Annotated in this window: 26 protein-coding genes and 1 pseudogene; 20 read left to right on the top strand and 7 right to left on the bottom strand. The window is 51.2% G+C overall.

The window, feature by feature from the left end:
- Positions 1-22: 22 nt before the first annotated feature.
- Positions 23-163 (bottom strand): annotated as a pseudogene (locus ACO0LM_RS27350) (AraC family transcriptional regulator); the annotation flags it as partial.
- A 98-nt stretch (positions 164-261) separates the two neighbouring features.
- Here ACO0LM_RS27350 and ACO0LM_RS27355 point away from each other — a divergent pair.
- Positions 262-654, top strand: coding sequence for a VOC family protein (locus tag ACO0LM_RS27355; protein WP_423041900.1), 393 nt, complete (start codon positions 262-264; stop codon positions 652-654).
- 83 nt (positions 655-737) lie between these two features.
- Here the strand turns inward: ACO0LM_RS27355 and ACO0LM_RS27360 are convergent, their stop codons facing one another.
- Positions 738-1,199, bottom strand: a complete 462-nt coding sequence (locus ACO0LM_RS27360; RefSeq protein ID WP_423041902.1) for a cache domain-containing protein — start codon at positions 1,197-1,199, stop codon at positions 738-740.
- 439 nt (positions 1,200-1,638) lie between these two features.
- Between ACO0LM_RS27360 and ACO0LM_RS27365 the strand changes: the two genes are divergently transcribed.
- From ACO0LM_RS27365 to ACO0LM_RS27375, 3 genes are all read left to right on the top strand, one after another.
- On the top strand, positions 1,639-2,085 hold the full coding sequence (locus tag ACO0LM_RS27365; protein ID WP_423041904.1) for a hypothetical protein: 447 nt from the start codon (positions 1,639-1,641) through the stop codon (positions 2,083-2,085).
- Between the two features lie 222 nt (positions 2,086-2,307).
- Positions 2,308-3,441, top strand: a complete 1,134-nt coding sequence (locus ACO0LM_RS27370) for a DegT/DnrJ/EryC1/StrS family aminotransferase (RefSeq protein ID WP_423041906.1) — start codon at positions 2,308-2,310, stop codon at positions 3,439-3,441.
- 71 nt (positions 3,442-3,512) lie between these two features.
- Positions 3,513-3,905: a DUF3224 domain-containing protein gene (locus ACO0LM_RS27375; protein WP_423041908.1), complete on the top strand. Its 393-nt coding sequence runs from the start codon at positions 3,513-3,515 to the stop codon at positions 3,903-3,905.
- A gap of 5 nt (positions 3,906-3,910) precedes the next feature.
- On the opposite strand, the gene ACO0LM_RS27380 is transcribed toward ACO0LM_RS27375, so the two are convergent.
- Positions 3,911-4,753 carry a lipase family protein gene (locus tag ACO0LM_RS27380; RefSeq protein WP_423041910.1) on the bottom strand — a complete coding sequence of 281 codons (843 nt, stop codon included), beginning with the start codon at positions 4,751-4,753 and terminating at the stop codon, positions 3,911-3,913.
- A gap of 245 nt (positions 4,754-4,998) precedes the next feature.
- Between ACO0LM_RS27380 and ACO0LM_RS27385 the strand changes: the two genes are divergently transcribed.
- Positions 4,999-5,796: a hypothetical protein gene (locus ACO0LM_RS27385; protein ID WP_423041912.1), complete on the top strand. Its 798-nt coding sequence runs from the start codon at positions 4,999-5,001 to the stop codon at positions 5,794-5,796.
- Between the two features lie 156 nt (positions 5,797-5,952).
- Positions 5,953-6,705: a hypothetical protein gene (locus tag ACO0LM_RS27390; protein ID WP_423041914.1), complete on the top strand. Its 753-nt coding sequence runs from the start codon at positions 5,953-5,955 to the stop codon at positions 6,703-6,705.
- A gap of 1 nt (position 6,706) precedes the next feature.
- Here ACO0LM_RS27390 and ACO0LM_RS27395 read toward each other — a convergent pair whose 3' ends face one another.
- Together ACO0LM_RS27395 and ACO0LM_RS27400 are read right to left on the bottom strand one after the other, a co-directional pair.
- Complete coding sequence (locus tag ACO0LM_RS27395; RefSeq protein WP_423041916.1) at positions 6,707-7,714, bottom strand: hypothetical protein; 1,008 nt, start codon at positions 7,712-7,714, stop codon at positions 6,707-6,709.
- 642 nt (positions 7,715-8,356) lie between these two features.
- Complete coding sequence (locus ACO0LM_RS27400; protein ID WP_423041918.1) at positions 8,357-8,644, bottom strand: DUF4148 domain-containing protein; 288 nt, start codon at positions 8,642-8,644, stop codon at positions 8,357-8,359.
- A 355-nt stretch (positions 8,645-8,999) separates the two neighbouring features.
- Between ACO0LM_RS27400 and ACO0LM_RS27405 the strand changes: the two genes are divergently transcribed.
- The 13 genes from ACO0LM_RS27405 to ACO0LM_RS27465 all read left to right on the top strand — a co-directional run bounded on the left by ACO0LM_RS27405 (position 9,000) and on the right by ACO0LM_RS27465 (position 23,067).
- Positions 9,000-9,923, top strand: a complete 924-nt coding sequence (locus ACO0LM_RS27405; RefSeq protein ID WP_423041920.1) for a LysR family transcriptional regulator — start codon at positions 9,000-9,002, stop codon at positions 9,921-9,923.
- A gap of 243 nt (positions 9,924-10,166) precedes the next feature.
- Entirely contained in the window at positions 10,167-10,568 is a 402-nt protein-coding gene (locus ACO0LM_RS27410; protein ID WP_423041922.1) for a hypothetical protein, read from the top strand.
- A gap of 311 nt (positions 10,569-10,879) precedes the next feature.
- Positions 10,880-12,664, top strand: coding sequence for a DUF4214 domain-containing protein (locus ACO0LM_RS27415; protein ID WP_423041924.1), 1,785 nt, complete (start codon positions 10,880-10,882; stop codon positions 12,662-12,664).
- Between the two features lie 99 nt (positions 12,665-12,763).
- Complete coding sequence (locus ACO0LM_RS27420) at positions 12,764-14,872, top strand: DUF4214 domain-containing protein (RefSeq protein ID WP_423041926.1); 2,109 nt, start codon at positions 12,764-12,766, stop codon at positions 14,870-14,872.
- Positions 14,873-14,975: 103 nt separating this feature from the next.
- Positions 14,976-15,869 (top strand): LysR family transcriptional regulator, encoded by an 894-nt coding sequence (locus ACO0LM_RS27425; RefSeq protein WP_423041928.1) that lies wholly within the window; start codon positions 14,976-14,978, stop codon positions 15,867-15,869.
- A gap of 165 nt (positions 15,870-16,034) precedes the next feature.
- Positions 16,035-16,553 carry a cysteine hydrolase family protein gene (locus ACO0LM_RS27430; protein ID WP_423041930.1) on the top strand — a complete coding sequence of 173 codons (519 nt, stop codon included), beginning with the start codon at positions 16,035-16,037 and terminating at the stop codon, positions 16,551-16,553.
- 168 nt (positions 16,554-16,721) lie between these two features.
- Positions 16,722-17,567: an AraC family transcriptional regulator gene (locus tag ACO0LM_RS27435; protein ID WP_423041932.1), complete on the top strand. Its 846-nt coding sequence runs from the start codon at positions 16,722-16,724 to the stop codon at positions 17,565-17,567.
- 91 nt (positions 17,568-17,658) lie between these two features.
- Positions 17,659-18,051: a cupin domain-containing protein gene (locus ACO0LM_RS27440; RefSeq protein WP_423041934.1), complete on the top strand. Its 393-nt coding sequence runs from the start codon at positions 17,659-17,661 to the stop codon at positions 18,049-18,051.
- Between the two features lie 325 nt (positions 18,052-18,376).
- Entirely contained in the window at positions 18,377-19,498 is a 1,122-nt protein-coding gene (locus ACO0LM_RS27445) for a type IV toxin-antitoxin system AbiEi family antitoxin (protein ID WP_423041936.1), read from the top strand.
- Positions 19,491-20,369: a nucleotidyl transferase AbiEii/AbiGii toxin family protein gene (locus tag ACO0LM_RS27450; protein WP_423041938.1), complete on the top strand. Its 879-nt coding sequence runs from the start codon at positions 19,491-19,493 to the stop codon at positions 20,367-20,369. The genes ACO0LM_RS27445 and ACO0LM_RS27450 overlap by 8 nt, the downstream gene beginning before the upstream one ends.
- A 259-nt stretch (positions 20,370-20,628) precedes the next feature.
- Entirely contained in the window at positions 20,629-21,312 is a 684-nt protein-coding gene (locus ACO0LM_RS27455; RefSeq protein WP_423041940.1) for a hypothetical protein, read from the top strand.
- Positions 21,313-21,587: 275 nt separating this feature from the next.
- Complete coding sequence (locus ACO0LM_RS27460; protein ID WP_423041942.1) at positions 21,588-22,226, top strand: hypothetical protein; 639 nt, start codon at positions 21,588-21,590, stop codon at positions 22,224-22,226.
- Positions 22,171-23,067 carry a hypothetical protein gene (locus tag ACO0LM_RS27465; protein ID WP_423041944.1) on the top strand — a complete coding sequence of 299 codons (897 nt, stop codon included), beginning with the start codon at positions 22,171-22,173 and terminating at the stop codon, positions 23,065-23,067. Before ACO0LM_RS27460 ends, ACO0LM_RS27465 begins: the two co-directional genes overlap by 56 nt.
- Positions 23,068-23,125: 58 nt before the next feature.
- Here the strand turns inward: ACO0LM_RS27465 and ACO0LM_RS27470 are convergent, their stop codons facing one another.
- On the bottom strand, positions 23,126-23,668 hold the full coding sequence (locus ACO0LM_RS27470) for a cytochrome b (RefSeq protein ID WP_423041946.1): 543 nt from the start codon (positions 23,666-23,668) through the stop codon (positions 23,126-23,128).
- A 389-nt stretch (positions 23,669-24,057) separates the two neighbouring features.
- Between ACO0LM_RS27470 and ACO0LM_RS27475 the strand changes: the two genes are divergently transcribed.
- A complete protein-coding gene (locus ACO0LM_RS27475; RefSeq protein ID WP_423041948.1) occupies positions 24,058-24,552 on the top strand; it encodes a hypothetical protein in 495 nt (164 codons plus the stop codon).
- 274 nt (positions 24,553-24,826) lie between these two features.
- On the opposite strand, the gene ACO0LM_RS27480 is transcribed toward ACO0LM_RS27475, so the two are convergent.
- Positions 24,827-25,042, bottom strand: coding sequence for a hypothetical protein (locus ACO0LM_RS27480; protein ID WP_423041950.1), 216 nt, complete (start codon positions 25,040-25,042; stop codon positions 24,827-24,829).
- Between the last annotated feature and the right edge of the window lie 646 nt (positions 25,043-25,688).

The raw sequence follows: 25,688 nt of genomic DNA on the forward strand, positions 1-25,688 counted from the left end.
GGGGTTGACATGCTGGCCGCGTTCAGGTCAGCGCGCTGGCATAGACGCCGGGTGACAATCCAACATGGCGGATGAACAGGCGTGTCATAGGGCTCAGGTCAGCAAAGCCGCTCTGCGCGGTGGCTTGCACCAGCGGCGTGCCGCTGACGATCAGGCGGCGCGCCTGATTTGCGCGAGGCTAGCTGATCAGGTAGTATTTGCAGAGGCTGATCGGTCAGGTCAATCGGTTCTTTTTTCGACAGCGGTTTTCTGGGAGGTGATATGAAACGAGTTGTGGGCGTCGGTGGCGTGTTTTTTAAAGCGAAGAACCCTGAAAAACTGCGTGAATGGTATCGCGATCATCTTGGCTTCAACCTCGAAGAATGGGGCGGGGTGGTATTTCAGCCCAGCGGGACCAAGGACGCCAATGGCACCACCGACAGCGAAAAAACGGTCTGGTCCTTATTCCCCAGCGACTCAAACTATTTTGCGCCGAGTACCCAGGCTTTCATGATCAATTATCGCGTCGATGACCTGCATGCCTTGCTCGCCCAGTTGCGCCAGGAAGGCTGTGCCGTTGACGCCAAGGTGGATGAGTCAGAATATGGAAAATTTGGATGGGTGATGGACCCCGAGGGTAACCGCGTCGAGCTGTGGGAACCACCGGCACCGTAGGGCATAAGGTTTAAAGCCCGCTGCCCAAGACAAAGGCTCCTGCTGCGCGCAACAGGAGCCTGGCCCAGCCCTGCAAATGCGTTTTACTTGTAAATGCCAACACCCAGGAAATAATTATCCACTTTTTCAATATAGGTGGTTTTTTGATCCAGTGCCTTGGTGACAGGGTTCGGCCATCTGTATTCAACCCAGCCAGAACCTTTGGTCTTGGCGATCTGCAACATCTCTCTGGTCAGCAGCTTGCCATCACCATCTTTATAATCCATCATCGGCTTCCCTATCAGCTTGGGGTTGGCGGATGCCAGCATGGTGCCTTCCATATCAAAGGCGATGACATACAAGTCACGGTCATGGAATGCCTTGTTGGAGGCATCATTAAAATCCGTCAGCGCTTTGTCCTTCCCTACCGATTTGAAATGCGCCACCGCTTTCTTCGCCATCGCCGTAGCCTGATCCGCCGTGCCCTTGTCTTCGGCTGCAACTGCCAGGGTGCTAGAGAAAAAAGCCATCATGAAAGCCAATACCAGCGAGCCTATCTTGTTCATTGTCGTCTCCTTGTTGGGAATTTTTTTTGTCTGAATCAGGTGTCTTCTTGATGAGGAAAACATACGGCACCGCAACTTTATATAATCAAGGCTTTATCTATTCAAGACCAGGGCCAGCCCGCCAGCCCATAAAATAAGTCTTGCATGCAGCTTAGTATAGAAGACTTGAAAATTCAATTTGCCAAAGATTGTTTCTTGCAGGTAGCATGAGCTTGCTGTTGTGGATCTGCACGCTGCTGCCCATTCTTGTAGGGTGCGCCATGCGCACCGTTTTTGTGGCATATGAAAACCCGGTGCGCGCGGCGCACCCTACGGGATGTGGGTGATTTTTATCTTCCAGAATTTGTAAAGTGTGATGTGATCGTATAGTATTTTGAATTGACAGAAAATTCTCCGGGTGCAATCGGGACACATCCTTCAACATCGAATTTAGAATCGTATGACAAATAGCGTATTTCAATGTGCAAACTGCGGTGCCCCGTTGGCTAGCGCCAACGCTATTTGCCCGCGTTGTGAGCCGGAATTTTCAGCGCCAGACAAACATACGGGCAAATACCGTTGCCCGGATTGTGCCTGTCGTTTTGATCAGCCTGATATTGCAATATGGCCGTCAAATGCGAAATGGTATCGTCCGCAAATCCAGAAGGCAAAATGCCCGCATTGCCAGACCCTTCTGCGCGACCGCACCGTCATCCAAAGAAGCAGAACCGAAATGGCGCTGATGCTGGCGATTATCGTTGCGTCTGCTTTTTCTACCTGGCGACCAGGCACACAGATCATATTGCTGGCGGTGTTGCTGGTATCAGAGTTCCTGCGCAAACAGGCAGCGGCCAAGTCTCTGGTCATCGAAGAGGATAGATATGTCAGTGATCAATCAGGAAAATAAACCCTGTTGGTGATTGGCATTAATTTGCTGCGCCAGACCCGCTATATTATTTACCCGCGACCTTGTTACTTCGTAGGGTGCGCCATGCGCACCGATCACCGCCATCCATTTGCTTAAACGGTGCGCGCGGCGCACCCTACGGGATATGCGTTGCTGCGAATCTCACCATGACCAACTCTTCGGCTACAATTGACATTCAATTTTTCACATCTGCCTTCTGCCATGACATCACCCGTTTTCCGTAAATTCTCCCAGCCGCGATTGTCTGAAGCCAGCATACAGGCCGTGGCTGATGTGCTGCGTTCCAACTGGATCGCGACTGGCCCCAAGGTCACCGAGCTGGAACAGGCGCTTTCGCGTACCTTTGGCAATCGCCCGACCAGGTTGCTGACATCGGCCACTGGCGCGATGGAAATCGCGCTGGCGCTTTGTGATATCGGTGCGGGCGATGAAGTCATCACCTCGGCACAGAGCTTTTTCTCGGCCATGAACATGATCGTCAAATCTGGTGCCAAACCGGTGTTTGTGGATTGCGACCTGGTCACGCGTGCGATTGACCTGGCGCAGGTAGAGGCGGCGATTACGCACCGTACCAAAGCTATCATGCCTACCCATTTCCCCGGTGCGCTGGGGGATATGGATGCTCTGTATGCGCTGGCTAAAAAATACCAGTTGCGTGTGATTGAAGATGCCGCTCTGGTGCAGGGTTCCAAATGGCAAGGCAAACCCGTGGGGGCATTTGGTGATATTGCCATCTTCAGTTTTCATCCCAACAAAAACATGACGACGATAGAAGGCGGGGCCATTGTCGTCAACAATGAAGCTGAAGCGCAACGCGTGGATGTTCTGCGCTTTCATGGCATCAGCAAATTGCCAGACCAGAGCCGTGATGTGGTCGAAGCCAGCGGCAAGTTCAACATGTCGGATGTATCCGCCGTGCTTGGCCTGCACCAACTGGCCCAGTTTGATGACTTCATGGCGCAGCGCCAGGTGCTGGCCGACCGTTATTTTGAACGCTTCCCCCAACTGCCGGGCGTCGTGCTGCCACCGCATGGGCAGACCGGGCAAGCCGACCAAACCTGGAATATGTTTTGCGTACTCATCCCGTATGAACAATTCGGTCACACCCGTGCCAGCTTTCGCCATGCCTTGAACGATGCCGGCATAGGCACAGGTCTTTCCTACGAAGTCTGTCACCTGACCACCGTTGCCAAGCGCTTCGGTTACCACGAAGGCATGTTCCCCAACGCCGAACGCATCGCCCGCGAAACCGTCACGCTACCTTTGCATGTGGGCTTGACGCTGGGGGATGTGGATGAGATTTGTGCGGTGGTGGGAAGGGTTTTAGCTGGATAACCCGGTATAGTTTGATGTAGGATTGTCAGATGCCAAAGAGCGTCTTTTATTTTTATATCACGGAGATGACCATGCCCCAAGCCACCGGAACTTTTACCATCAAGATGACACCGCAGCCTGCTGCCAGCGAGATTGCGGAGGCGGCTTTGGGTCGCCAGACGTTTGATAAACATTTTGTTGGCGAGCTGGAAGCGCATAGCCTGGGGGAGATGCTGGCGGCGGGGACGGCGACCAAGGGTTCTGCCGGTTATGTGGCGATGGAGCGTGTGACGGGAACGCTGCAAGGGAAGAAGGGCAGCTTTGTGCTGATGCATACCGGCGTCATGAGCCGTGGCATGCCGTCGCTGACAGTGCAGGTGGTGCCGGATTCTGGCACGGATGAACTGATCGGGCTCAGCGGCAAGCTGGCGATAGATATCAGCAACGGGCAGCATCATTACAGCTTTGATTATGCGCTGCCGTGACAGGACTATAACTCGCCCAATAATGCCCGCACATAATTGATCGGGGCATGGTCTGCCAGGTGGCGAAACGGCACATTGCCTGGGGTGCTGGCGCGTTCCAGCGCGTAAGCGGTGGTGGCGACTTGCTGGTCGGCTTCCATCTCTGTGCTGCCCATGCCGGGCGGCATGACGCCGTTGCGGTCTATGTAGCGCAGGCCTTCCAGGTGCTGATAACAAGCTGATTCTGGTGGCAGTTTGGTGACCAAATCGGCGCAGTTGACGTAGCGTGCTACCTCGCGCCCGGTAAAGCTGGCGGCAAATTGGGCATTGCCGACACAGGGTGAACCGAAATTGACCAGCCGTGTGCCCGGGTATTTGGCAGCGGCCAGGGTTGCCAGTGCTGCGCCCAGGCTGTGGCCACATATCCAGACGGTATTGGCTTCGCAGCGTCTGAACCATGCATCGAGTTCTTTTTCTATACTTTGAAACGCTGCCAGAAAACCGGAATGCACGGTGCCACGGCCCCTCCACTCGGCAGAGGTGAAGCGGATATCGGCGATCTGGTCTGTGATGTCGTCGGTCTGCGTGCCTCTGAAGCTGAGGTAACTGGTATTGCCGTCGGCACTGCTGACGGCAAATGCCTGGCTGCCGCTGTCTGCATTTTTAAAAAATTGCAGCTTGTCCATCTGCGCATTGGCCAGGCTATTTTCCAGCGCTGCCAAAGGCTGGCCACCCTGTTCAAAGCGCCAGTAGGCCAGTCGTGACAGTTCGGCGCAGGTGGCGTGACTGGTCCACTTTTTATCTTTGCTCAGCAGTGCAGGTTGCTGTTCCGGGTGAAACAGCGCGGTTTCGCTGGGGTCGTATTGCATACATCATCCTTGCTTGAATTTTTTGTTGACGATGCCAGCCAAAATCGCTGCTGTCACTGATACGGTCAGATGCACAGGATTTCAAGATAGTGCATACAAGCCAGATCGACAAGCGAAGGGTGGCAAACTTGCCATCATATTTGCTTTTTCTTACAGAGTGATTAAAATGTTATGGACTTTGGATGGCTTTGGATGAAACTTTTTTGATGGTCACGTTGTAGTACAACACTTGGGGAGTAGGCGTAATGACTTTGTCCAGATTGAATCACGTAGCGGGTGCCGTAGTTGCCTTGTTTGCCATCAGTGGTACGGCCCAGGCTGAACTTTGCCCCGGTGTGCAAAAAGTCAGCCTGACGTATGGCGGCAATGAACTGGCGCAGTGGGAAGGCAATTCCAGCCAGGTCCACAAGCTGACCCTGCCAAATGGTTTTGTGCTGGGTGTCAAAACCGAGCAGGGCGCGAGGGAAATTTATGAACGCGATTTCCAGCGCAGCGTGACGCAGACGACGGAACTGGTCAAGATCAGCCTGTATGATTATTCTGGCGCAGCGCCACGTTATTTGACATCGACCTGGGGCGGCAGCCAATCCCAACAGGGCTATGGCCCCAAAGGCGGTGCTGACCGTGTGGATGAACTGGGCAGCGGCATCGTCCTGACCCTGGACAAACCAGCCTGCACCATCACCAAGCTGGACCTGGCCGCTATCCCGACTGAAAAAGAGCTGGGGCAAAGCCGGGAATCCTTGGTGCCGGATGAAAAAACCAAGCAGTGGATGCAGGCAGCCCAGCAGGACATTGCCAAAAAACGCTATGTGGTATCCATGTACAAAGACAGCCTGCCAGCCGAAGTCAGCACCAGGCTGGCGCAATTGCTGAACAAGGATGGTATCGAGCTGGAACTGATACAGCCTGGCGATGCACATGATGCCAAAGCGTATTTGATGGGCTATGCTCGCACCATGCTCAGCGCCATCGATGCCCAGTTTGGCAAAGAACACGGCAAGAATATTGAGCGTCAGTTGAAGGCTGAATTCAAGCTGTAATTCAAGCTGTAATTCATTTGTAAATTCACGGAAATCTCCAAGCAACATATCCTGCAACTTTTTTGCATGAATGCTGCTACTTTTTACCTCCGGGTGGACAGTCGCCGCCAGCTTCTGCATGCTGCGCCAACACGACTTATCACCTGGAGGATCATCATGCCGCATTACCAACTAGCCCACAATAAGCTGAATAAGCTAAACACAGCCCGCCTCAAAAAATGCCTGCTGCTGATACCACTGTGTTTCATGACGCTGCCTGCGCATGCAGGTGTGCGTATAGAATTTGAACAACGCAGCCAGAGCCACCAGCCGGGCAAGCCAGAGCGCAATGGCCAGGGGCGCTATGTGACCGAGATCGATGGCATGCACTTTCGCCTGATGAATCTGTCCAGAGGGCAGGTTAGCGAAGTGTCTGACGATGACGGTGCCCATACGCGTTTCGAGCCCTGGTCCGCTGACAGTCATGCCGACATCAACACCCCATTGTTACCCGAAAAGGGCGGTTTGTTCGACCCGCTGGTGGGCAGCATGGAAGATGTACAGATCAGTATCAGCCCGCCTGAGCCGGTGGCGAACTGGAATGGCTATACCGCCCGCCGTTATCGAGTCGAATTGCGGTATACGGTGGTGGCGCGGCTGGTGTTGATCTTCACGCGGCGCTTTGCGCATGTCGATCAATACGAGATCACCGTGGCCGATATTCCTGCATCGGCATCGGCCGTACGGCTGGCATTGACGCGGGGTTATGGGCGTACCCTTGGCCTGCATCCGCAAGCTTTTTTAGGCTTCCCTGTCAAAATCACCGGGCAACTGCGTTCACGTGATGCCGCCAGCAAGGATGCAGCGAGCGATTTCGTGGTGGACCTGGATGTGCAGGCACGCAGCATCAACCCCTGGCAAATACCTTGATTCAGGCCTGCATATTAGCAGTGGCGAGCAATGTCGGCATCTGCATCATGGTGCTTGGCTCTTTCGGCGTCTCCAGCATGCTCGATATCGCAGCCACAAAGGCGTTTTTATCCGGCGTTGGCCCTATGCCAAAGTTGGCGCGATTGCCATTACGGATGCCGGTCAGCATCGTAAACACTTTGCCGGTATTGGGCATGACACTGAGTTCAAGGCTGTAGGTATAGAAACTGCCAGACTCATCATCAGCGACGATGGCGACAAAGAAAGTCTCATTCCTGGCAACCGGTGGTGGCATTTTGATGGTGATGATTTCTTTGCCGGAGGCCGTCTTGTCGACATAGACTTCAATGTCTTCACTGGGGATGATGTGCGCCGGGTCCTTGATCGATTTTTTTCCATAATCGTCCCATACACTGGCGAACAGGGTGCGCCCTTTGCTTTTCAGGCCATTGACAAAAGGGGCCGCATGTTCACTGCGCAAAAGAGCTTGCAGCACCATGCGCGTCATGGCGAAATGATGGTCGCGGGTTGTACTGGTAATGCCGGCGGCGGGCGTTGACTGTGGTGTGGGGTTGTTGTTTGCATCTGCATCCGGCTCTTCGTCTGCAAATTGCATTGGCTCGGCATGCAATATTTTTCCTCTGGCGAGAACATAGATATTCATGCCGAAGGTGAGGCCAAACCAGATGACCTGCCACAATGGAATCGGGTCTATAGGCCTGCCGCCTGGCCTTAGGTGTGACAGCAATGTCAGCAAGCAGAATGCATTGAAGAACATGACAAACATGCGCTTTGGCAGGGCGCTGTCGTACGTGTTCGCCCACAAACCCAGACCGGCAGCACAGCTGAACACCAGCACACCCATCATCTCACTGCCTGCGCTATTGGGGGATATCCAGGCACGCGCAATACGCAATGCGCCATATAAAAGGACACTGATGCTGAGCAAGCGGGCAATCGCTACTGAATTCGAGGTTAAAGATTTGCTGCTCTGTACCTGGTTGTGCATGAAGGCTTCCTTTGGGATGAGCAACGGAATAATGATGTCCAAAATTGATTCTGGCTTGTTTTTGACCCGTTTTTGACCTGTTTTTGGCCGGCAACGATCATTCAACGGGATAGTAGCTGATTAGCAAAGGGCATGGCAAACCCGGCGGACAAACGGTTGATCTTTGTGGATAAGCGGAAGAGTACAGGCAGGCGACTATGAGAGTACGTAGGTGAGATTAGCGGAGCGTAATCGCACGTATGTTGAGCCTGGCAATGACGAAGAAGCTTCCCATTTCCCTGTCTTCTATCCAACAGGAGGAAATTCACTGTTTTGTATTTTCTTCAGTCAATCAGTTGTTGAAGGCAGCATGCCGTGATAGACATGCGTACGATTACGCTCCACTAATCGTATCTACGCTCTGGTTAAGAAAACAAAACGGGGAAGACAGGGGCATTGCTGCCCGCTATCTTCCCCGCGTTTGGGTACGGCTGATTAGTTGCTGAACTTAGAACCTGTTTACGATCTGTAGCGAGCGAGCGTCAGCGGGAGTAAGGGTAACAAAAACGCAGCGCAAAAAGCGGAATGTACATTAGACCATGAGCATTTTGAGCAGCGCATGAGCCCCGATCACGCCCGCGCAGTAAGATCGTAAATAGGTTCTTAGTTTTGCTGTGCTTTTTGGGTAGTGCCAGCAACTTTGGATTCAGCAGCGGCTTTTTCAGCGGCCAGCCTGGTTTCTGTGTTGGCTTTTACCAGGGCAGCTTTTTGTGCTGGGTACCAGGCAAAACCTTCGCTGCCCAGTTCTTCGCCGTTGGCACGGGCTTGTACCAGTTCAGCTACCACTTCGGCACGGGTTTTTGGGGCTGGCGTAGCAGTGTCGGCAGCAAAGACGGCAGAGCTGGTCAGGAAAAAAGCGCTGGTGGCCAAAAAGACTTGTTTCGCATTCATGATGATTTCCTATCGTATAAAAATGTAAGAGAAACCGCTTTCTATCTGACCCGAGGTCCGCTGCAAGATGAACCCGACCCGACGGGATAGTCACGTCAGTTTCATCTTGCAAGGGCCTCTACTTGTTTAAATGGGACTTGCTTGCGTAAGTCCTGTCACATTGCCGTCATGAAGTGCAAAAAACAGTTCACTTCCGGCGGCAACTGAAAAAAGTCTGTCGATTGCGGCACGGTGAAAAATTGTTTTGTAGTAATCCTTCACCGATGAATGCAGTGTAGGCTTTCCGGTTTCAACAATAAAGTAGTAAATTAGGAATATACTATTGTGAAATCCGAAACAATAAGGGGCTTGAAAAATGGACAGGCTGCAATCAATGCGACTTTTTTCCAAGGTCGTGGAATTGGGTAATTTCGCCAAGGCGGCACAGGCATTAGAGATGTCGAATGCCGTGGTGACCCGCTATGTCGCTGACCTGGAAGGCCATCTGGGCACGCGCTTGCTGAACCGTTCCACCCGTAAATTGTCGCTGACAGAAACCGGGCAGATCTACCTGGAACGGGTACGCCAGATATTGGCCGACATTGATGATGCCGATGCCGTGGCCTCGTACTCGGCCAAAAAACCCAGCGGCACCTTGCGTATTTATTCTGTCCCACATTTCGGCAAAGCGCAACTGGCACCGCTGTTGCCGCAATATGCGCAAGAGTTTCCGGATGTGGTGCTGGACATCAAAATCACCGACCACCATGTGGACCTGGTGGAAGAAGGGATCGATGTCGGCTTCTTTCTCGATCTGCAAAAAATCGATGGCAACATGATTTCGCGCAAGCTGGCCACCTCTGAAGTGGTGCTGTGTGCTTCGCCCGACTATCTGAAGAAGCACGGCACGCCTAAAACGCCGGAAGAAATTTCCCAGCATCGCTGCCTGAATTTCAGCTATGAGTTTATGCGTGATAACTGGATGGTGCGCAATTCTTGCGATGGGCCTGAGCTGGGCAAGCACATTCCCATCCATAGCACCGTCATTTCCAATAATGCCGATGTGCTGCGCGTCTGTGCCCTGGCCGGCATGGGCCTGGCCCTGCGCACCTCATTCCAGTTGACCGATGACGTCGTCAGCGGCCGCCTGGTCAGGCTGTTTCCGGATCAGTGTTTTGGCCGGGTATCGATTTCCATGGTCTACCCCAGCCGCCGCCTGCTGTCTGCCAAGGTGCGCAGCTTTGTTGATTTCATCCTGGCGAAATACCCCAATCCTGAAAGTGATATCTGGCTGAGCTGAGGGCTGAGTTGATGATGCAGGGGGCGCGCAGTAATGTTTCCCCCGGTCAACAAGGCGGGCTTAGGATAAAATACAGGGCTGGAAGCTGGCGCGACCTTGTTCTGGCATTATTCATGCTTATTTGCTGGAACAATATCACGCGGTTTCTGTCGAACAGATTGCATCACAAAAGCATGGGACATGAGAGCGCTTGCCAACGTAAGCCAGCCCGTACAACGGGTGAAATAGAATAAGGAAACAGGGATGTCCCGCAAGAATGAAATTACTGTCGTCATGGCCAAGGTATTGCTCGCCCTGATGACAGCCTCCAGACAGGAATGGGATCAGGTGCTATGCCGCTTCCAGGCCGCTGGCAACACGCAGAACCATTTCCAGTTCATCAGCCGCAAAGGCCGGCAGTTAAACCCGCAACATGCCAGCGCCGACTACACCGACCTGCTGGGCCCGCTGATGCTGAGCCTGTTTGACGAGCTCGAAAAAGAAGGCAAGTCCCGCCCACTGGTGGCCGTACTGGCAGTCGATGCCAGCAAAAATTATCACCTCAAACTCGATTTCAATAACCCCCACGCCCACGACATCAGCCTGGCAGGATTAGGCAGTGACGCTTCGTATTTTGCTGGCAATGAAGTGGATGTGCCTGGGTGATGCAGATAGATCGATGCGGCAGTGCAGTAGCCAACCGGTAGGGTGCGCCACGCGCACCGATGTTTTACCTGCCGCAAAACCTGGGCGCCGCGCGCACCCACCTATTCGTTCCAACACACTGATTGTTGACATCCGAAAAATATGAAACTGATCGTAGCTACCATTGCAATCATCACGTCCAGCCCAAACGAAAATTTTTCATCGAATGAAATGCGTTTGCAAACCACTGCACAAAGGAACAAGGCATCCGTCAGCGTTAACAAGAAAATATTCAACTTTCCTTTTACATTTTTTATCAGCAAGAGGTCTTAATGGCTAGCGCCAACGATATCCAAAATCTTTACATCGCCTATTTCAACCGTCCTGCCGATGTCGCTGGTCTAGCGTACTGGACCTCCGGCAATCAGGTGAACTTTACGCCAGTGCAAATTGCCCAATTGTTTTCGAAGCAGGTCGAATATGCCAGCATTTTTTCGGGTCTTTCGACGAAACAGACAGTCAATGCGCTATATCGCAACCTGTTTGGTCACGACGCCGATCCGGGTGGGCTTACTTACTGGATAGGACAAATGGACAATGGCACATTTACTATAGGTCAGGTCGCCATCGCTATCCTGGCTGGCGCTATCGACACAGATGCTATCAGTGTTGCTGCCAAGCTCGCTGCTGCCAACAGTTTTACCAGCAAAATGGCGGTAAACACTTCCTTGCAAGCGGCATACAGCCAAACCAACGGCAACGCTTTTGATCTCACGAAAACCTGGCTGGCAGGCGTTACCAATACCGCTTCCGGCGTGGCCGCAGCGGCTAAAATAGATGTCATCTTTTCGGCCATGCCTGATCCTACGACTTCATTCAACGTCAAGCCCGGCATGGCAAACCTGGGGACAACTGGCAACGACACCTTTTGGGTAGGCAACGAGACCCTATTGACGAGTGGTACTTCGATCAAGGGCAATGGTGGCGCGGATATATTGAACGTCAGCTCTTACCTCAACAATGTGGTTCACCCAACGATCGTGACAGGCGTTTCAACATTGAATTTATTAGGTGGAGAATCAGTTCTGAGTGTCACTGACCCGTTCTTGAACCAGTTCAGTATCATTAACGACTATAAAGCGTTCGAGTCCATTCGTTTGGGTAACGTTGCACAGACTCTCAACCTGTACAGTCCCGATAGCGCGAGCGTGACCTTGGGGGCGCCAAATCAGGTGGTCAGACAGTTATCGAAGAGTAGTGCTTATGTCGGCATCGGTACGACCCATGCCAACCTTGCTGGTGCTATTTTTGATCTCGATCATGCCAGAGTGAGTACTAAGGTTGACAGAGCCATGGGCCCTTTCGGCAATAAATTGTATATTTCTGATGCCGGGACAGCAACCCTGAGTGCAGCGCAATTGAAAAATTTTTCCTGGGTTACGCTGTCTGGCGCAGAAAACCTGACCATAGGTCCAGCTACCGCTATCATGCTCGATTTAGGAAATGGAGACACCACCATCACTGAAACCACAGGTGATGGTGACGTGGTTATTTATATGTCCGGCTCTCATTCGCTCACCCTGAACACGACCGCAACCCATTCCTCAGAAATCAAGTTGCTGGATTTTGTAAGCGACACTGTTGTGCTTTCAGGTAATGGCAATGTCGTTATAGACGCAGTATCGGTACAAAAATTCACTCTTGCCGGTGGTGCCGGGCTGGTGACCGTTAATCTGTCCACCTATGGCTACGGTGTGGACAGCATCTCTGTGACTGGCTCTACCCTGGGCGATATTGCTACCAAACTCATTACCATCGACAATTTCAAATACGCTGGCGGTAGGCACGTGCTGCATACTGGTGCCAGTGCGTCTTCCATGGGGATTATCAACATTGCCGCGTCTGACTTCAACAGTCTGGCGGTCAACATCGCCAGTGGCACTGGTGCACTCACTAATAATGACCACAAGGCATTCCTGGTCAACGTCGCTGGAGGGAGCGCCGCCGGGACGTATGTATATGAACACATGGCTGGTACCACTGTTGGCGCTGGCGATATCATCGTCAAACTGACAGGTTCTATAGGTCCCGTGTTTGCATTCGATTTGCAGGCGTAAGTCTGTCTTCTGAAAGGCGTGAAGAGATCTGATCTGAATTTGCATGCTACTATCGCACTCTTAAAAAATGACAGTATTTAGATCCCAAAGGCTACGACAATGGCAAGCAACACCGATATCCAAAACCTCTACATCGCTTACTTCAAACGTCCAGCAGACGTGGCAGGTTTGGCTTATTGGACATCGGGTGCCCAGGCGAACTATACAGCAGTGCAAATTGCCCAGTTATTTTCCCAGCAGCCGGAATATGCCAATGCATTTGCTGATCTGACGACGGCGCAAACCGTCAATACCCTTTATAAAAACCTGTTCAACCACAATGCCGACATAGATGGTCTGGCCTATTGGGTTGCGCAGATCGACAACCGTACTTTTACAGTCGGACAGGTCGCCATCGCTATCCTGGGTGGCGCTACCGGTTCGGACGCGGCTTCCGTGGCAGCCAAATATTCTGCCGCCAGCAGCTTCACCAACAAGATGGCCATTAACGCATCGCTACAAACAGCTTACACCCGCGAGAACAGCAACAATGCTTTTGGCATCGCCAAGGCTTGGCTGGCAGGCGTGGTGGACGCCAGCTCTGGTGAATCGGCCAGCGCGACATTGGAAGCTACTTTCGCCGCCATGACCAAACTGCCTGAGGTTACGTTGTTGGCCAGTGCAGATCAGACGACGCTGGGCACAGCAGGTGATGACATCTTTAGAGCCACAGATACGGCGCTGTTGACGTCTGGAACATCCATCGTTGGCAACGGTGGCAATGATGTATTGAACCTCATTACCCCGATCACCGGTAAGGAACATCTGGCGCGGGTAAGTGGCGTCCCCACCCTGAATTTGCAACAGAGCGGGGATATGTACAGTATCGGTAGCGCATTCCTGAATCAGTTCACCACCATCAATGACTATGGTACTGCCGCGGAGGGGGGCTTATATCTGGGGACGGTTAAACAGACCGCCAATCTTTACCAGACATCCGGCTATCGGTCGGTTACCCTGAATGGCCCTAACCAGTCAGTCAATCAGGTCACTGCCAGTAGCGGCAGTGTCGCCATTTTTACCAAGATTGCCTATCTTTCGGGCGCATCAATTAACCTCAATAATGCTGTGGGCCAGGACAATTCACTGATGATTTCTGGTGAGGGTACAGCGACCTTGGACCCGGCACAAACACGCAATATCAACAAGATTCGCCTGAATGATTCAGTAGACCTGACCTTGAGTCCAAACGTCAATCTCAGTGTCGACATATCTGGAGCAAACATCACGCTGACCAGTCAGACAAACAAACAAATCGCCGTTCGACCATGGCAGTCAAACCAGACCTTAAACCTGAAAGGCACGGCTGATTATGTCGTCAATCCCTTCTTGTCAGCAACAATCAATGCGACCGGTACAGCCGGGTCATTGAAAGTGCTGGGTTCCGGTTCGACCCTGTCAATCACCAGTTCAGTTCCAACGACCGTAGATACTTTTTACAAAAGCATGTATCTCGTGGCCGGTACGGGCAATTTCACGATCACTAATCTTGGTCAATATTATGACAGCGGTATTTCTCAATTTGGTGTGGCGAATGGCACAATGACAGTCAATACGACCGGCAGCTATGCTGCTGCCTTTTATGAAACCGTGGGTAATGGTATTGTGACAGTTAACCTGAGCGGTAGCGGCATACTGGCATTAAGTACAGCTGGTCACCAGACCACGACCGTCAATGCAGTTGCAGGTGTGAACGCCTCGCTGTATCTGAGTGGTAGCGGCAATCTGACCGTGAATGCTGCAACCAGCGGCAACCTTACCGTTACTGGCTATGCTGCCCTGGAGACCTTCAACCTCGCCATCAGTGGTGGTGGCATCGACCAGATTAGCGTGGGCGCTTCCAATCTGCGTTATCTGGATATTGGCCTGGTGACCATTAATAACTTCAAAGCCAGCGGTGCTGATGTATTGCACACCGGCTTGAAGGCGTCGTCAATGGGCACGATCAACATAGCCGCTTCAGATTTTAGCAACCTGGCCAGCAACCTGGCCAGCAGCACAGGTTCCATGGCAATCGGCAGTGCATTTATCGTCAACATTGCGTCCGGTGCCGCCGCCGGGAAGTATGTGTATGAACATATCACCGGCACAACGGTTAACCCCCTGGACATCATCGTCAAACTGACTGGTGCGACGGGCAACATTACTGCTGCTGATTTGTTGTTTTAGTAAAAAGTGGCGTCTCGGCAGACCCGCGCCTGCATGCTCCTACCCTGGCACTGTTCGATCACTTTGCCCTGCATTGGTAGTGTCTTACGAAAGAGGTCCATGAATGAAAAAAGAAAACTTCAATGACCTGCTTGCCTTTATCACCGTTGCCCGTGAGGGTAGTTTTACCCGGGCTGCTGCCCAGCTTGGAGTATCGCAATCGGCCTTGAGCCACACCATACGCGGGCTGGAAACGCGGCTGGGCGTACGTTTACTGACGCGTACCACACGCAGCCTGTCGCCCACCGATGCCGGGGACAGGTTGCTGAAGACCGTGGCCCCGCGTTTTGAAGAAATTGAATTTGAACTGGCTGCGCTGAGCGAGCTGCGTGACAAGCCCGCCGGCACCATCCGCATTTCAGCAGCCGAGCATGCTGCCAACACTGTTTTGTGGCCACGGCTGGCGACTTTTTTGCCCGACTATCCAGACATCAAGGTAGAAATCAATATCAACTACGGCCTGACCGACATCGTGGCGGACCGCTTTGATGCCGGGGTGCGTCTGGGAGAACAAGTCGCCAAGGACATGATCGCCGTCAGGATCGCCCCCGACCTGCGCATGGCCGTTGTGGCGTCGCCCACTTATTTCGCCAGACATGCGCCACCGAAAACTCCGCAAGAGCTGGCCACCCACAGTTGCATCAACCTGCGCCTGGCCACCTATGGCGGTCTGTATGCATGGGAATTTGAACGTAACGGCCATGAACTCAATGTGCGGGTGGAAGGGCAGTTGGTGTTCAACAGCAGCACACCGATTTTGCGTGCCGCACTGACCGGCTTTGGTCTCGCCTGTTTGCCAGAAGATATGGTCGCGCAGCCTGTGCGCGACGGCCATTTGCGGCGCGTGCTGGAAGACTGGGCCCCCAGCTTCCAGGGTTATCACCTGTACTACCCCAGCCGCCGCCAGGCTTCACCCGCTTTTGCATTGCTGGTGGATGTCTTGCGTCATAAAGGCTGATGTGTGATGGCGGCCTGGCGATCCTGTGCCGCAGTAATAGTGCAGGCAATGGAGCAAAACCGTCGTCCAACACATGATGCATTGACGCGGTATACTGCATTGAATTCCGCATCTGTTTTTGCATCTGCATCGACATAAACAAGTCCCCTATTTTTGGAGAAACACATGTCCTCCGCCTTGCTCGTCATCGATTTTCAAAATGCCATCTTCACCGACCCGCCAGCCTATCAGGCCGACCTGGTGCTGGTACGCATCAACAACCTGATCAGCAGGGCACGCCAGGCTGGCATGCCGGTGGTATATGTGCAGCATGATGAAGCCGATAGTCCATGGGAAAAAGACAGTGCCACATGGCAGTTCCCGCCAGCGATTGCACCGCAGCCTGGCGACTTTGTCAGCGCCAAACAGCATAGCAGCGCCTTCCAGCAAAGCCGCTTTCAGGCAGCGTTGGCAGAGCGTGGCATCACTGAAGTATTTGTGTGCGGCTATGCCACAGAATTCTGCATCGACACCAATGTCCGCCAGGCCGCAGCACTGGGCATCAAGACCGTGGTAATAGCCGATGCCCATACCACCGGCCAGCGCCCGCACCTGGACGCACCCACCATCATCCAGCACCACAACTGGGTATGGAGTTGCATGGGGCAAATCCAGGTCACCCCGCATGAGCAACTGCCGTTTTAAGAGGGGCAGGCTCTGGCAGGGTGCGCCGTGCGCACTGTTCTTTTATATGCATGGCAGCGGCGCGCGCGGTGTACCACAAGAGTTCGTAAAAGCTTAATATCGGCATATAAGGTAAATTGGAAATGACTACAGGTTCATCAAAACAGCAAGCGCGTAGCAACCAAGGCCATGAGCAAACATCATAAAGACTGGATACATCACGCCCCAGGCACCAACTCCAACCGGCTGGAACGTATCGAAGCCTATTTCGCCGGCAATGCCTACGCCATGCACAGGCACGATACCTATGCGATAGGCACCACCCTGTCTGGCGTGCAAAGCTTTGCCTATCGGGGTAGTGAACGACACAGCTTGCCAGGTGGCACCATCGTCTTGCACCCAGACGAAGCGCATGACGGGCAGGCCGGCACGGGTGATGGTTTTCACTACCGCATGATGTATGTTGAACCAGCACTGATACAACAAATCCTTGGTGGCCAGCCCTTGCCCTTTGTGAAAGAGGGTATCTCGGCAAACCCGCGCCTGCACGCAGCCACCCTGGCCTTGCTGCAACGTATGGACAGCCCCATGGATGCACTGGAAGAACAAGATGCCCTGTTCGACCTGGCCCATGCCATGCATGCCATATCAGGTAAGCTCGCAGGTGACTCCGCAGGCAGCCAGCGTTTTGATTACCTGGCAGCAGAAAGGGCGCGTGAATACATCCACACCGCCATCACCGATAACTTCACTCATAACATCACCCTCGAAGAACTGGCAGAACACAGTGGCCGCGACCGCTGGAGCCTGTCTCGCGATTTTCGTCTGCTGTTCGGCACCAGCCCCTATCGCTACCTGACCATGCGCCGCCTGGACCTGGTCAAAAGCTTGCTGATGCGGGGTTATTCTCTGGTGAATGCCGCACTGGCCGCCGGCTTTACTGACCAAAGCCATATGACAAAGCACTTCAGCAAAACCTTTGGCCTGACGCCGCTGCACTGGCTGAAAATGCATGGGACGAACGTCAAAAGATAGTGCAATACGTGCTACGCACAATCGTACAATATTTGCTGTCTGACTTTGCCTATGCTGGGCGCTTGTTCATTCCACCAAAGGATAAGTCACCATGCCTACCCAGCCAGACACCCGGGCAAAGCACTACCAGAGCATCAACTTCGCCAATAAATTCAGCCTGTTCAGCGAACAATGGTCGCAAAAAGTCATCGCCGAAATGAACGACTACCAGTTCAAAGTCGCCCGCCTGCAGGGCGATTTCATCTGGCACGACCATGCCGATACCGACGAAAGCTTCATCGTCCTGGAAGGGCAGCTACGCATCGACTTTAGTGACGGCCACGTACTGATATCACAAGGTGAAATGTTCGTCGTCCCCAAAGGCATTGAACACAAACCCTATGCCGAACATGAAGTCAAACTCTTGCTCATCGAGCCGCGAGGCGTAGTGAACACGGGTGACGAGGGTGGTGACAGGACGAGTGCGCTGGATGTGTGGATTTAAGATTGTTATTATTTTGTCATTGCTATCTTTGAGCGAATGCAAATAGATTTTTTAAAAATTCTTTAAGATATGCGCCTCGGAAAGAAGTGGTGAAATGGTAAAAAATAAATAAAAACCTTTATTATCAATCGCTTACACTATTTTTCGTGTTCTTTAATTTGGTTTTTTTGATAATTTTCTAAGCGCTATTGTGAAATTGTTGTTCGATTTATTGAAATGTTCGCGTTACGCGAACAAAATAAATATTGAACAAATTCAGAAATGTTCGTAATATTAAATTGTTCGCGTTACGTGAATATTTGAAATTAACGAACATTGGACACCCATGTCTTCAATTGCTGAACTAAGCTATGACGAAGCGGAGCTGATACAGGCAGCGCTTTCTGCGCTGGAAGCCCAGACCGGAATACGGGGAAACATTCTTCATACCGACATCCCCACCAGTGCCGATCGCGGATACGATGCCGTCATTGAATTGCATGTTCAAGGCAAACCTTACCAATACCAGGTTGAATGCAAGCGCCTGCTTGATCGCAAAATAACGATAGCCCAGGTCAAAGAACAATTTAACAAATCTGGACATAAGGGGCTGAAGGGTTTATTGATTGCGCCTTACCTCAGCGCTGAGATGGCCGAGTATTGTCGCTCTGTTGAATTAGCTTTTCTGGATACAGCGGGCAATGCGTATTTGCATGATGCTGGTTTATATGTCTTTGTCAAAGGCTTGAAATCTGGGGATGTCAAAATCTGGACAGGTGCTGACATTGGGAAAATGAACCCCACTGTTATGAAGATGGTGTTTGCCGTGCTTTGTCAGCCAGAAATATTACACATGAGTTTCAGGGATATCGCCAAACAAGCCAAGATCCCCTTGAGCATGGTCGGAGATGCGTTTCAATACCTGATCAAGCGCGGTCACCTGCTGAATCCACAATCCCCAAAAAATCGACAATTCGTACACTACACATTGCTGTTGGAAGAATGGGTAACGCTCTTCCCTTCTATATTGCTTCCCAAATTGCGCTCACGCCGTTTTAGCTGCGCAGACAGCAATTGGTGGCAGACAGTCAATCTGGATGGCATCGACGCCGTCTGGGGCGGCGAAGTCGCAGCAAAAAAACTGACAAATTATCTGAGACCTGTGACCCAGACCTTATACGTCAATGATGATGTGAAGGTATTTCCCATGTCCGCTAAAGTAAAAAAAGATATGGTGAAAATCCCATCTTTCACACATGATTTGATCAAAACCCACAGATTACGTCCTGATCCTGAAGGTGCGATTGAAATTCGTGAAAAGTTCTGGAATTTTTCGTCTTCAGCTTCAGATCAACATCTTGATGTCGCACCACCCATGCTTGTGTACGCCGATTTGATGGCATCGCTGGAGCCCAGAAATATCGAATTAGCTCGCCTGATCAACGAGATGTGGGTAGACCATGCTTAAGCTCAAACTTAAAAATCTACTTGATAGCACCACGATCACCATTCTGGAAAGCCTTGCCCGTGTCGCCACCGATTTGGGTATTCACTATTTTGTGGTTGGGGCCACTGCCAGAGATATTCTGCTGACCCATGTGTATGGCATAGCAATCCAACGCGCTACACTGGATATCGACTTTGCTATCGCGGTCAAAAACTGGTCAGAATTTGACAAATTAAAAACTGGCCTATTGAAGGTAAAAGGCTTTAGTTCAACAGGAAAAATGAAGCAAAGACTGGAATTTCACCCCAGTACAGGCGCGCATAACTATGCTTACCCTATTGACCTGATTCCGTTCGGCGGCGTTGAAAATTCAGCGCATACGATTGCCTGGCCACCAGAGATGACAGTCGTGATGAATGTCAGCGGTTACGAAGAAGCGTATGCCGCAGCGGAAGAAGTTGAACTATCTCCGGGGAAAAGTATCAGAGTCGTATCACTCGCCGGGTTGATTTTACTTAAACTATTTGCCTGGAAAGAACGCGGTCAGGAAAATGCTAAGGATGCGCAAGACTTATATGTTTTGCTGAACAATTACGCCGATGCTGGCAATGCAGACCGTATCTATGGATACGAATCGGATTTACTAGGCGAAGTGGATTACGATCCAGTTCTTGCAGGTGCCATATTGCTGGGCAAAGATGTCGCACGTATCGCAAGCGAAATGACCCGCCAAAAGCTGATCACCATATTGGAACAAGAGAAATTGCGGGACAGACTGATTTTACATATGGCTGGTCGAAACAATTATACCGACGGTACCACAGAGAAAGTCGAGCGACTCTTATCCCTGTTTCTGAAGGGCTTGTCTGGCGCAAGTGCTGACCATTTATAAGAGAGAAAAACAATACATCGTTTATGCCATCTTTTCCCAATCAACTCAATTGCAACACCAACGTGGTGGGTCAAAAAAATAAGCAATACCCAGAGTAGGGTGCGCCGCGCGCACCGAATGCTGCCTTGCGTTTGAAAGAACGGTGCGCGCGGCGTACCCTACGGGGTGGTGTACCATGAAATTTTCTGGCAGTTTTTTGATTGCTTACCCAAGCATTTATCTGACATAGCCAATCCACAAAAATGGAATATTGACCTCTATGACCGACGTGCACAATCCCATATCAGGCACCTCAACTGAAAGCAGCCGGCCACCCCGTCGCCTGCTATTGCAGACGCCAGTGACGGAGGAATTTTTGCATGCGCTGGAAGCAGAGCTGGTGACGATTTTTTTGGAACGCTTTGTGGCTTATCGCGACCGGATACTGCCGCCAAAGCTGTATGCATGGTTGCTGTCGACGTTGAAGTATCTGGGTATTTTTGGGCTTGGCCTTTCTCTTCTTTCTTTTTACCTGGGCGGATCGATAGTCTATTCAGTGAGGCTGGACATGATCTTGATGCCTTTTTTTGCCGCCCTGTGTGTTTTGTTCTGGGATAAAAAGAAAATCATCGAAAGACATGCAGCCATGACCGCAAGGGTGTGGGCGTGGAGCGCCAAAAAAAGGGCGGGCAATATGCTTCGCAAAGCCAGAAAAACCTTGCCTTTTTGCGCCGAATACGATTTTCGTGACGATGTGGTGGCGTATTACCGCATCACCGACAAGGCATCCGTGCTGGCCTGGACCCGCACGATCAAACACTGGCGCATCACCGGGCACTATGCAACGCTGCTGTTCAAGAAGAAGACGTCGATGTATCCCTATATCATGATTTTGCATGCGCCATCGGCGGAGTTGGACAGTTATCTGGATGAGTTGGGGATACAGTCGATTAGTCAGAATTAGTTGCGGACATTAGCTGCGGGCAGGTGATTCCGGTTTAAAAAAAATGGTGCGCACGGCGCACCCTACCCAGAAAATTCACACGTGTGGTAGGGTGCGCCGCGCGCACCGGATTAGCTGTGTGAATGTATAAAACGATACACATGGAAAACTACCAACACCTCAATACATCAAACCAACTGTTCCAGTTCTGACAGATCGGGACCATATTCTATTAAGATGCAGTATTTAGCACTGATTCCGATAGAGGAAAACGACATGTCTACCAAGTTTACATCATGATTTTGCCCACCAGCGCAAGAACTGACGTTGACACATTCAAATCTGAAGTCTTGGCACCAGCCGTTTTTATAACGGGCCTGGTAACAGGTTTTTGGAGCTTGATGATGGTGTTTTCAATTCTCTTTGCGATATTTGGCGCTTTTGGCCTATGGGCAACCTGGGTGCTATTTTCAGCCTGGCTGCAATTGGCGAAAGATGAAAAAAAGCAGGATGTCGATAATTTCGCACTTGTTTTGCTGGGAGGACTTTCATTTTTCGTAAGCATCCCTTTACTATGGTATTTCCTCCGGTTGCCACCATTTAAATTATATTTCGATCCCAATGAACTGAATTCAAACAGTGTTTTTTTTCACTTAGTAGAGGCTTGTTTTAGTTATGGGATATTGGCCATACTAATCACGAAGTGGCATCCTAAGCCCATCTACTCAGAAGATAAGTCTGGGACGGGATATTCCGGGATCAGAACATTCAAATATATTGTGGCTTCTCTCATTCTTTTAGTTGGCTTTCAAGGGCTTGGCCAATATCGTCTCGCCTATGTTGACGATCATACCGTCAGTGGGCTAAACAGAACCGCTTTTGAAAAAAGTTTATTTGCTCAAGGTGTATGCAATAACAATTTACTCACTGGCTAGTGAGTCGCTCAAAAACGCAGATAGCATACCAAATGCAAATACAATTAGCTCTGTCATTTTAATGTGCTTGAAAACCAATACCAGCCGAGACCCTAAGCTAGCTTCATTAATTGTTGAAGCAATCATTGCCCACGAAAAAAAACAGGGAATCAACTCAAAAAATGCCTGTACCGAACTTCAGGTTAAGTTCTTAAGTCATATCTTTTATAAAGACTCCAATTTTGAAGCATTGAAAAATGTAAAAGAACACGATCTGCATATTGATTGTATGTATAAAAGTGGAATTGCCAGCGAAGGACTTGAGCCCATATGGTGGAAATATACCCGAAATCATGCCGAAAATATCCGTGTTGAGGACTTAAAAGAATTAGAAGCGCTGGGCATTGATTTGAAGCAGCGAAATGAAAAACAACAACAAATACTTGAGGCAGATTTTCTACCAGAGGAAATTTCTGACGAAGTACTGCTGTACCTTTTGGCGCAAGGTGTTGAACTGAAACGAGAACGCTTGGCGGCACTAATAATGGAGCGCAGATTTGGTACTTTTTCACAGAAATCAAATCCGGAAAGCTTGGATAAACTCGTACGATTAGCTGGTTATCCGCCAAGAGAACAATTGTTGAGCAAGATAAATAACAATTTATTAGCAAGAGATCTTGGCTGGCCAGACGATGAAAGAGTGGCGGCAAATTTACGCTACCTTTATTTGGGCGGAGGGTATTTTGACGTTAATAAAATATGGCATGGTGATCTGCCCAATAAAAATTTTCCTGCGACAGTTGCTGTGATAGAGCAGATTAATAAATCAAGAAAAAAGCTGATTCAATCTTCGAGAAAATAACGCTATTGTTTACAGTTTGGGAGAAGGTGATAAGAAATTTCTCTCTATGCGTCATGCGTTATGTCGGCAGCATACGGCGCAGCACACCATCTTTTTTTACCAGACCATGCCATAGTGCCGCAGCCGCATGAAAAGCCGCCAGCCCCAACAGGATATTGGCCAGCAAGCCGTGCAGTTCTACAACATTGTGGCGCAACGCTTTATTCGCCGGATCAAAGGCAGGTACGGTGAACAGCTTGAACAAATTGTCACCACGTATCCACACAGCGGCAATACCAATAACCACAACCGCCAGCATCAACGCATACAACAGATAATGCACCCCTATGGCCAGCTTGCCCAGGGCACCGGCATCAGCAGGCGGCAATTTGCTACCAGCACCCCGGCGCCACAGGATACGCACAAACAAGGTCACGGCCAGCAGCACACCAAAGCTGATATGCAGGCTGCGCACCGTGATGCGCGGCGTGCCCGTGGGGAAAAAATCGATGGTTTGTCCGGCTATCCACAGTACCATCACCAGCAAGGCACTTAGCCAATGCAGGATGATGGTGCGTTTGTCGTAGGTATCTGACTGGCTGATGCGGCTTGTCGTATTCATGATGGTTTCAGTGGATGGCTAAAAATAAGTGGGCTCAAAATAAGCAAATATAAATGACAGAAGTGGCGGAGTGGTGTGCCTATTGCCTGCCACCATCAACCCACGCGGGTGATCACATGAGGATAAGCTACAAGGATAAGGTACAAATCTTAAAGCAGACTTAAAAGCCAGTACATAGTTTGCTGTATATCAGATATCGCCCGAATACCTGGGGCCGCCCGCTTCGTCATAGACCCGTCCCTGCGCGCAATCGTGATCGCCTGCAGGGCAGGGGCTGACTGCAGCATTTTAAGGTAGCAGAAGCACAAAATTGCTGGGTGCTCCAAATTAAATGCGGTATCCTCATGCATTGAATCGTGCTCAACGAAAACGCATTTCACGGACCTTGCATGCAGCCATCACAAGACCTGACCACCGTCGCCACCTATCTCAACCCCTGGGATGCACATCTCATGCGTAGCCTGCTGGAATCAGAGGGCATCGCCGCCAGCCTGGCCAGCGAACACCATGTCTGGGCCAACTGGCAATGGTCGCTGGCCCTGGGCGGCGTGCGCCTGCAAGTGCCGCTGAAAGATGCCGATATGGCGAAAGACGTCTTGTCCCGCTTCGCCAGTGGCGAGTTTGAAGCAGTCCTGCAAGATGAGATGGATGCTGACACTACAGACGCTACGGATGTCGCAGATGCCACAGATGCAGGGGAGCCCAGGCCTGCCGCTTGCCCGCATTGCGGCTCTACCCAACTCGAACCCGCCGGCAGCGTGGGTGCCATGGCGACCGCGCTGGGCATCCTGTTTTTGCTGGGCGTCATCGTGCCACAACACAGAGATAAAAAATGTGGGTCTTGTGGCAAACCCGTGCCTGAGAGTGTGACAGCGACATCATAAAGGCACGTAGAACAAAACGCTGCCTGGGGTGCGGGTATTTATGGCTGTGACCCGGCGACGGTGCTGGAGGTGTTGCGGCATGCGGGTGGGAAGCTGGTGCAGAAGTGAAGTTGCCGGGCGCTGACCCCGGCGTGCGCTTCCTCGGCCTAGAACGATTCAGCCAGCGTAAGTTGCAGGGCGATGTGTGCGTGATGCCTCATTGCCCAGCCTGCCTGGCAATCCAGGCAGGCGTTTTGTTTTGTTGGCGCTAATACTGCTGCTATTACTACTGCTATTACTGTGCCCAGTCCTGCATGACCTTCGCCATCATCCTGCCAAAGTTTTCAAAGCGCCCCTGTTCCAGCAGGGTGGCCATTTTTTCGCATTGTTCCATGCTGCATTCAGAAAACGCATCAATGAGGTTTTGCGCATTGATGCTGCTGGCGCTGCCGGCCATGACTGGCTGGGCGTAATACGTGGCTGGCTGGCCGAAATAGGTTTGAGTGCTCATGCATACCTCCTGAAGAGTAAATACTGATTGTTGCCCCATGAATAGAATTATACGCAATCGTATTATATAAGTCAATACTGAATTGTTTCGTATCGGTTTTAAATGCATTGCCATGATTAGATCGAATTGTCATAAGCAAGCGCAAAAACCCGTGTTTTCTTAATATGCTTCTGGCAATACCTAGGACATTCGATGGCCTTATGTATTCAGTGATTGATGAATGCAAGTGCTTGTATTGATGAGATAAATGCTTGCTATTGCGATCTGGTGGCGTGATTGCTGGTGCGGCCAGGGCAGCACAGGCGGCGGCAGCCTTGCCGGTACTGGGGTGCTCCCTTCGGGTCATTCTGAAACGCATTAAATTTTAAAAATTTGCATCAAAACTGTTTGAATGTAATACGTAATCGTATATAATATGTTCCATGATGAGGACATGCAGATGTCTTGCCCAAGGCCGTGATGCCGGGGTATTTAGAACCTGCTTACGATCTTACTGCGCGAGCGCAATCGTAGTCCACGCGGGGCTCATGCGCTGCTCAAAATGCTCATGTACTTCAGTACATTCCGCTTTTTGCGCTGCTCTTCACCCCGCTGACGCTCGCTCGCGACAGATCGTAAACAAATGGTATGGACGCCGCCTTCGAGG

The organism is Undibacterium sp. Di26W, assembly GCF_049340265.1.
GTDB lineage: Bacteria > Pseudomonadota > Gammaproteobacteria > Burkholderiales > Burkholderiaceae_D > Undibacterium.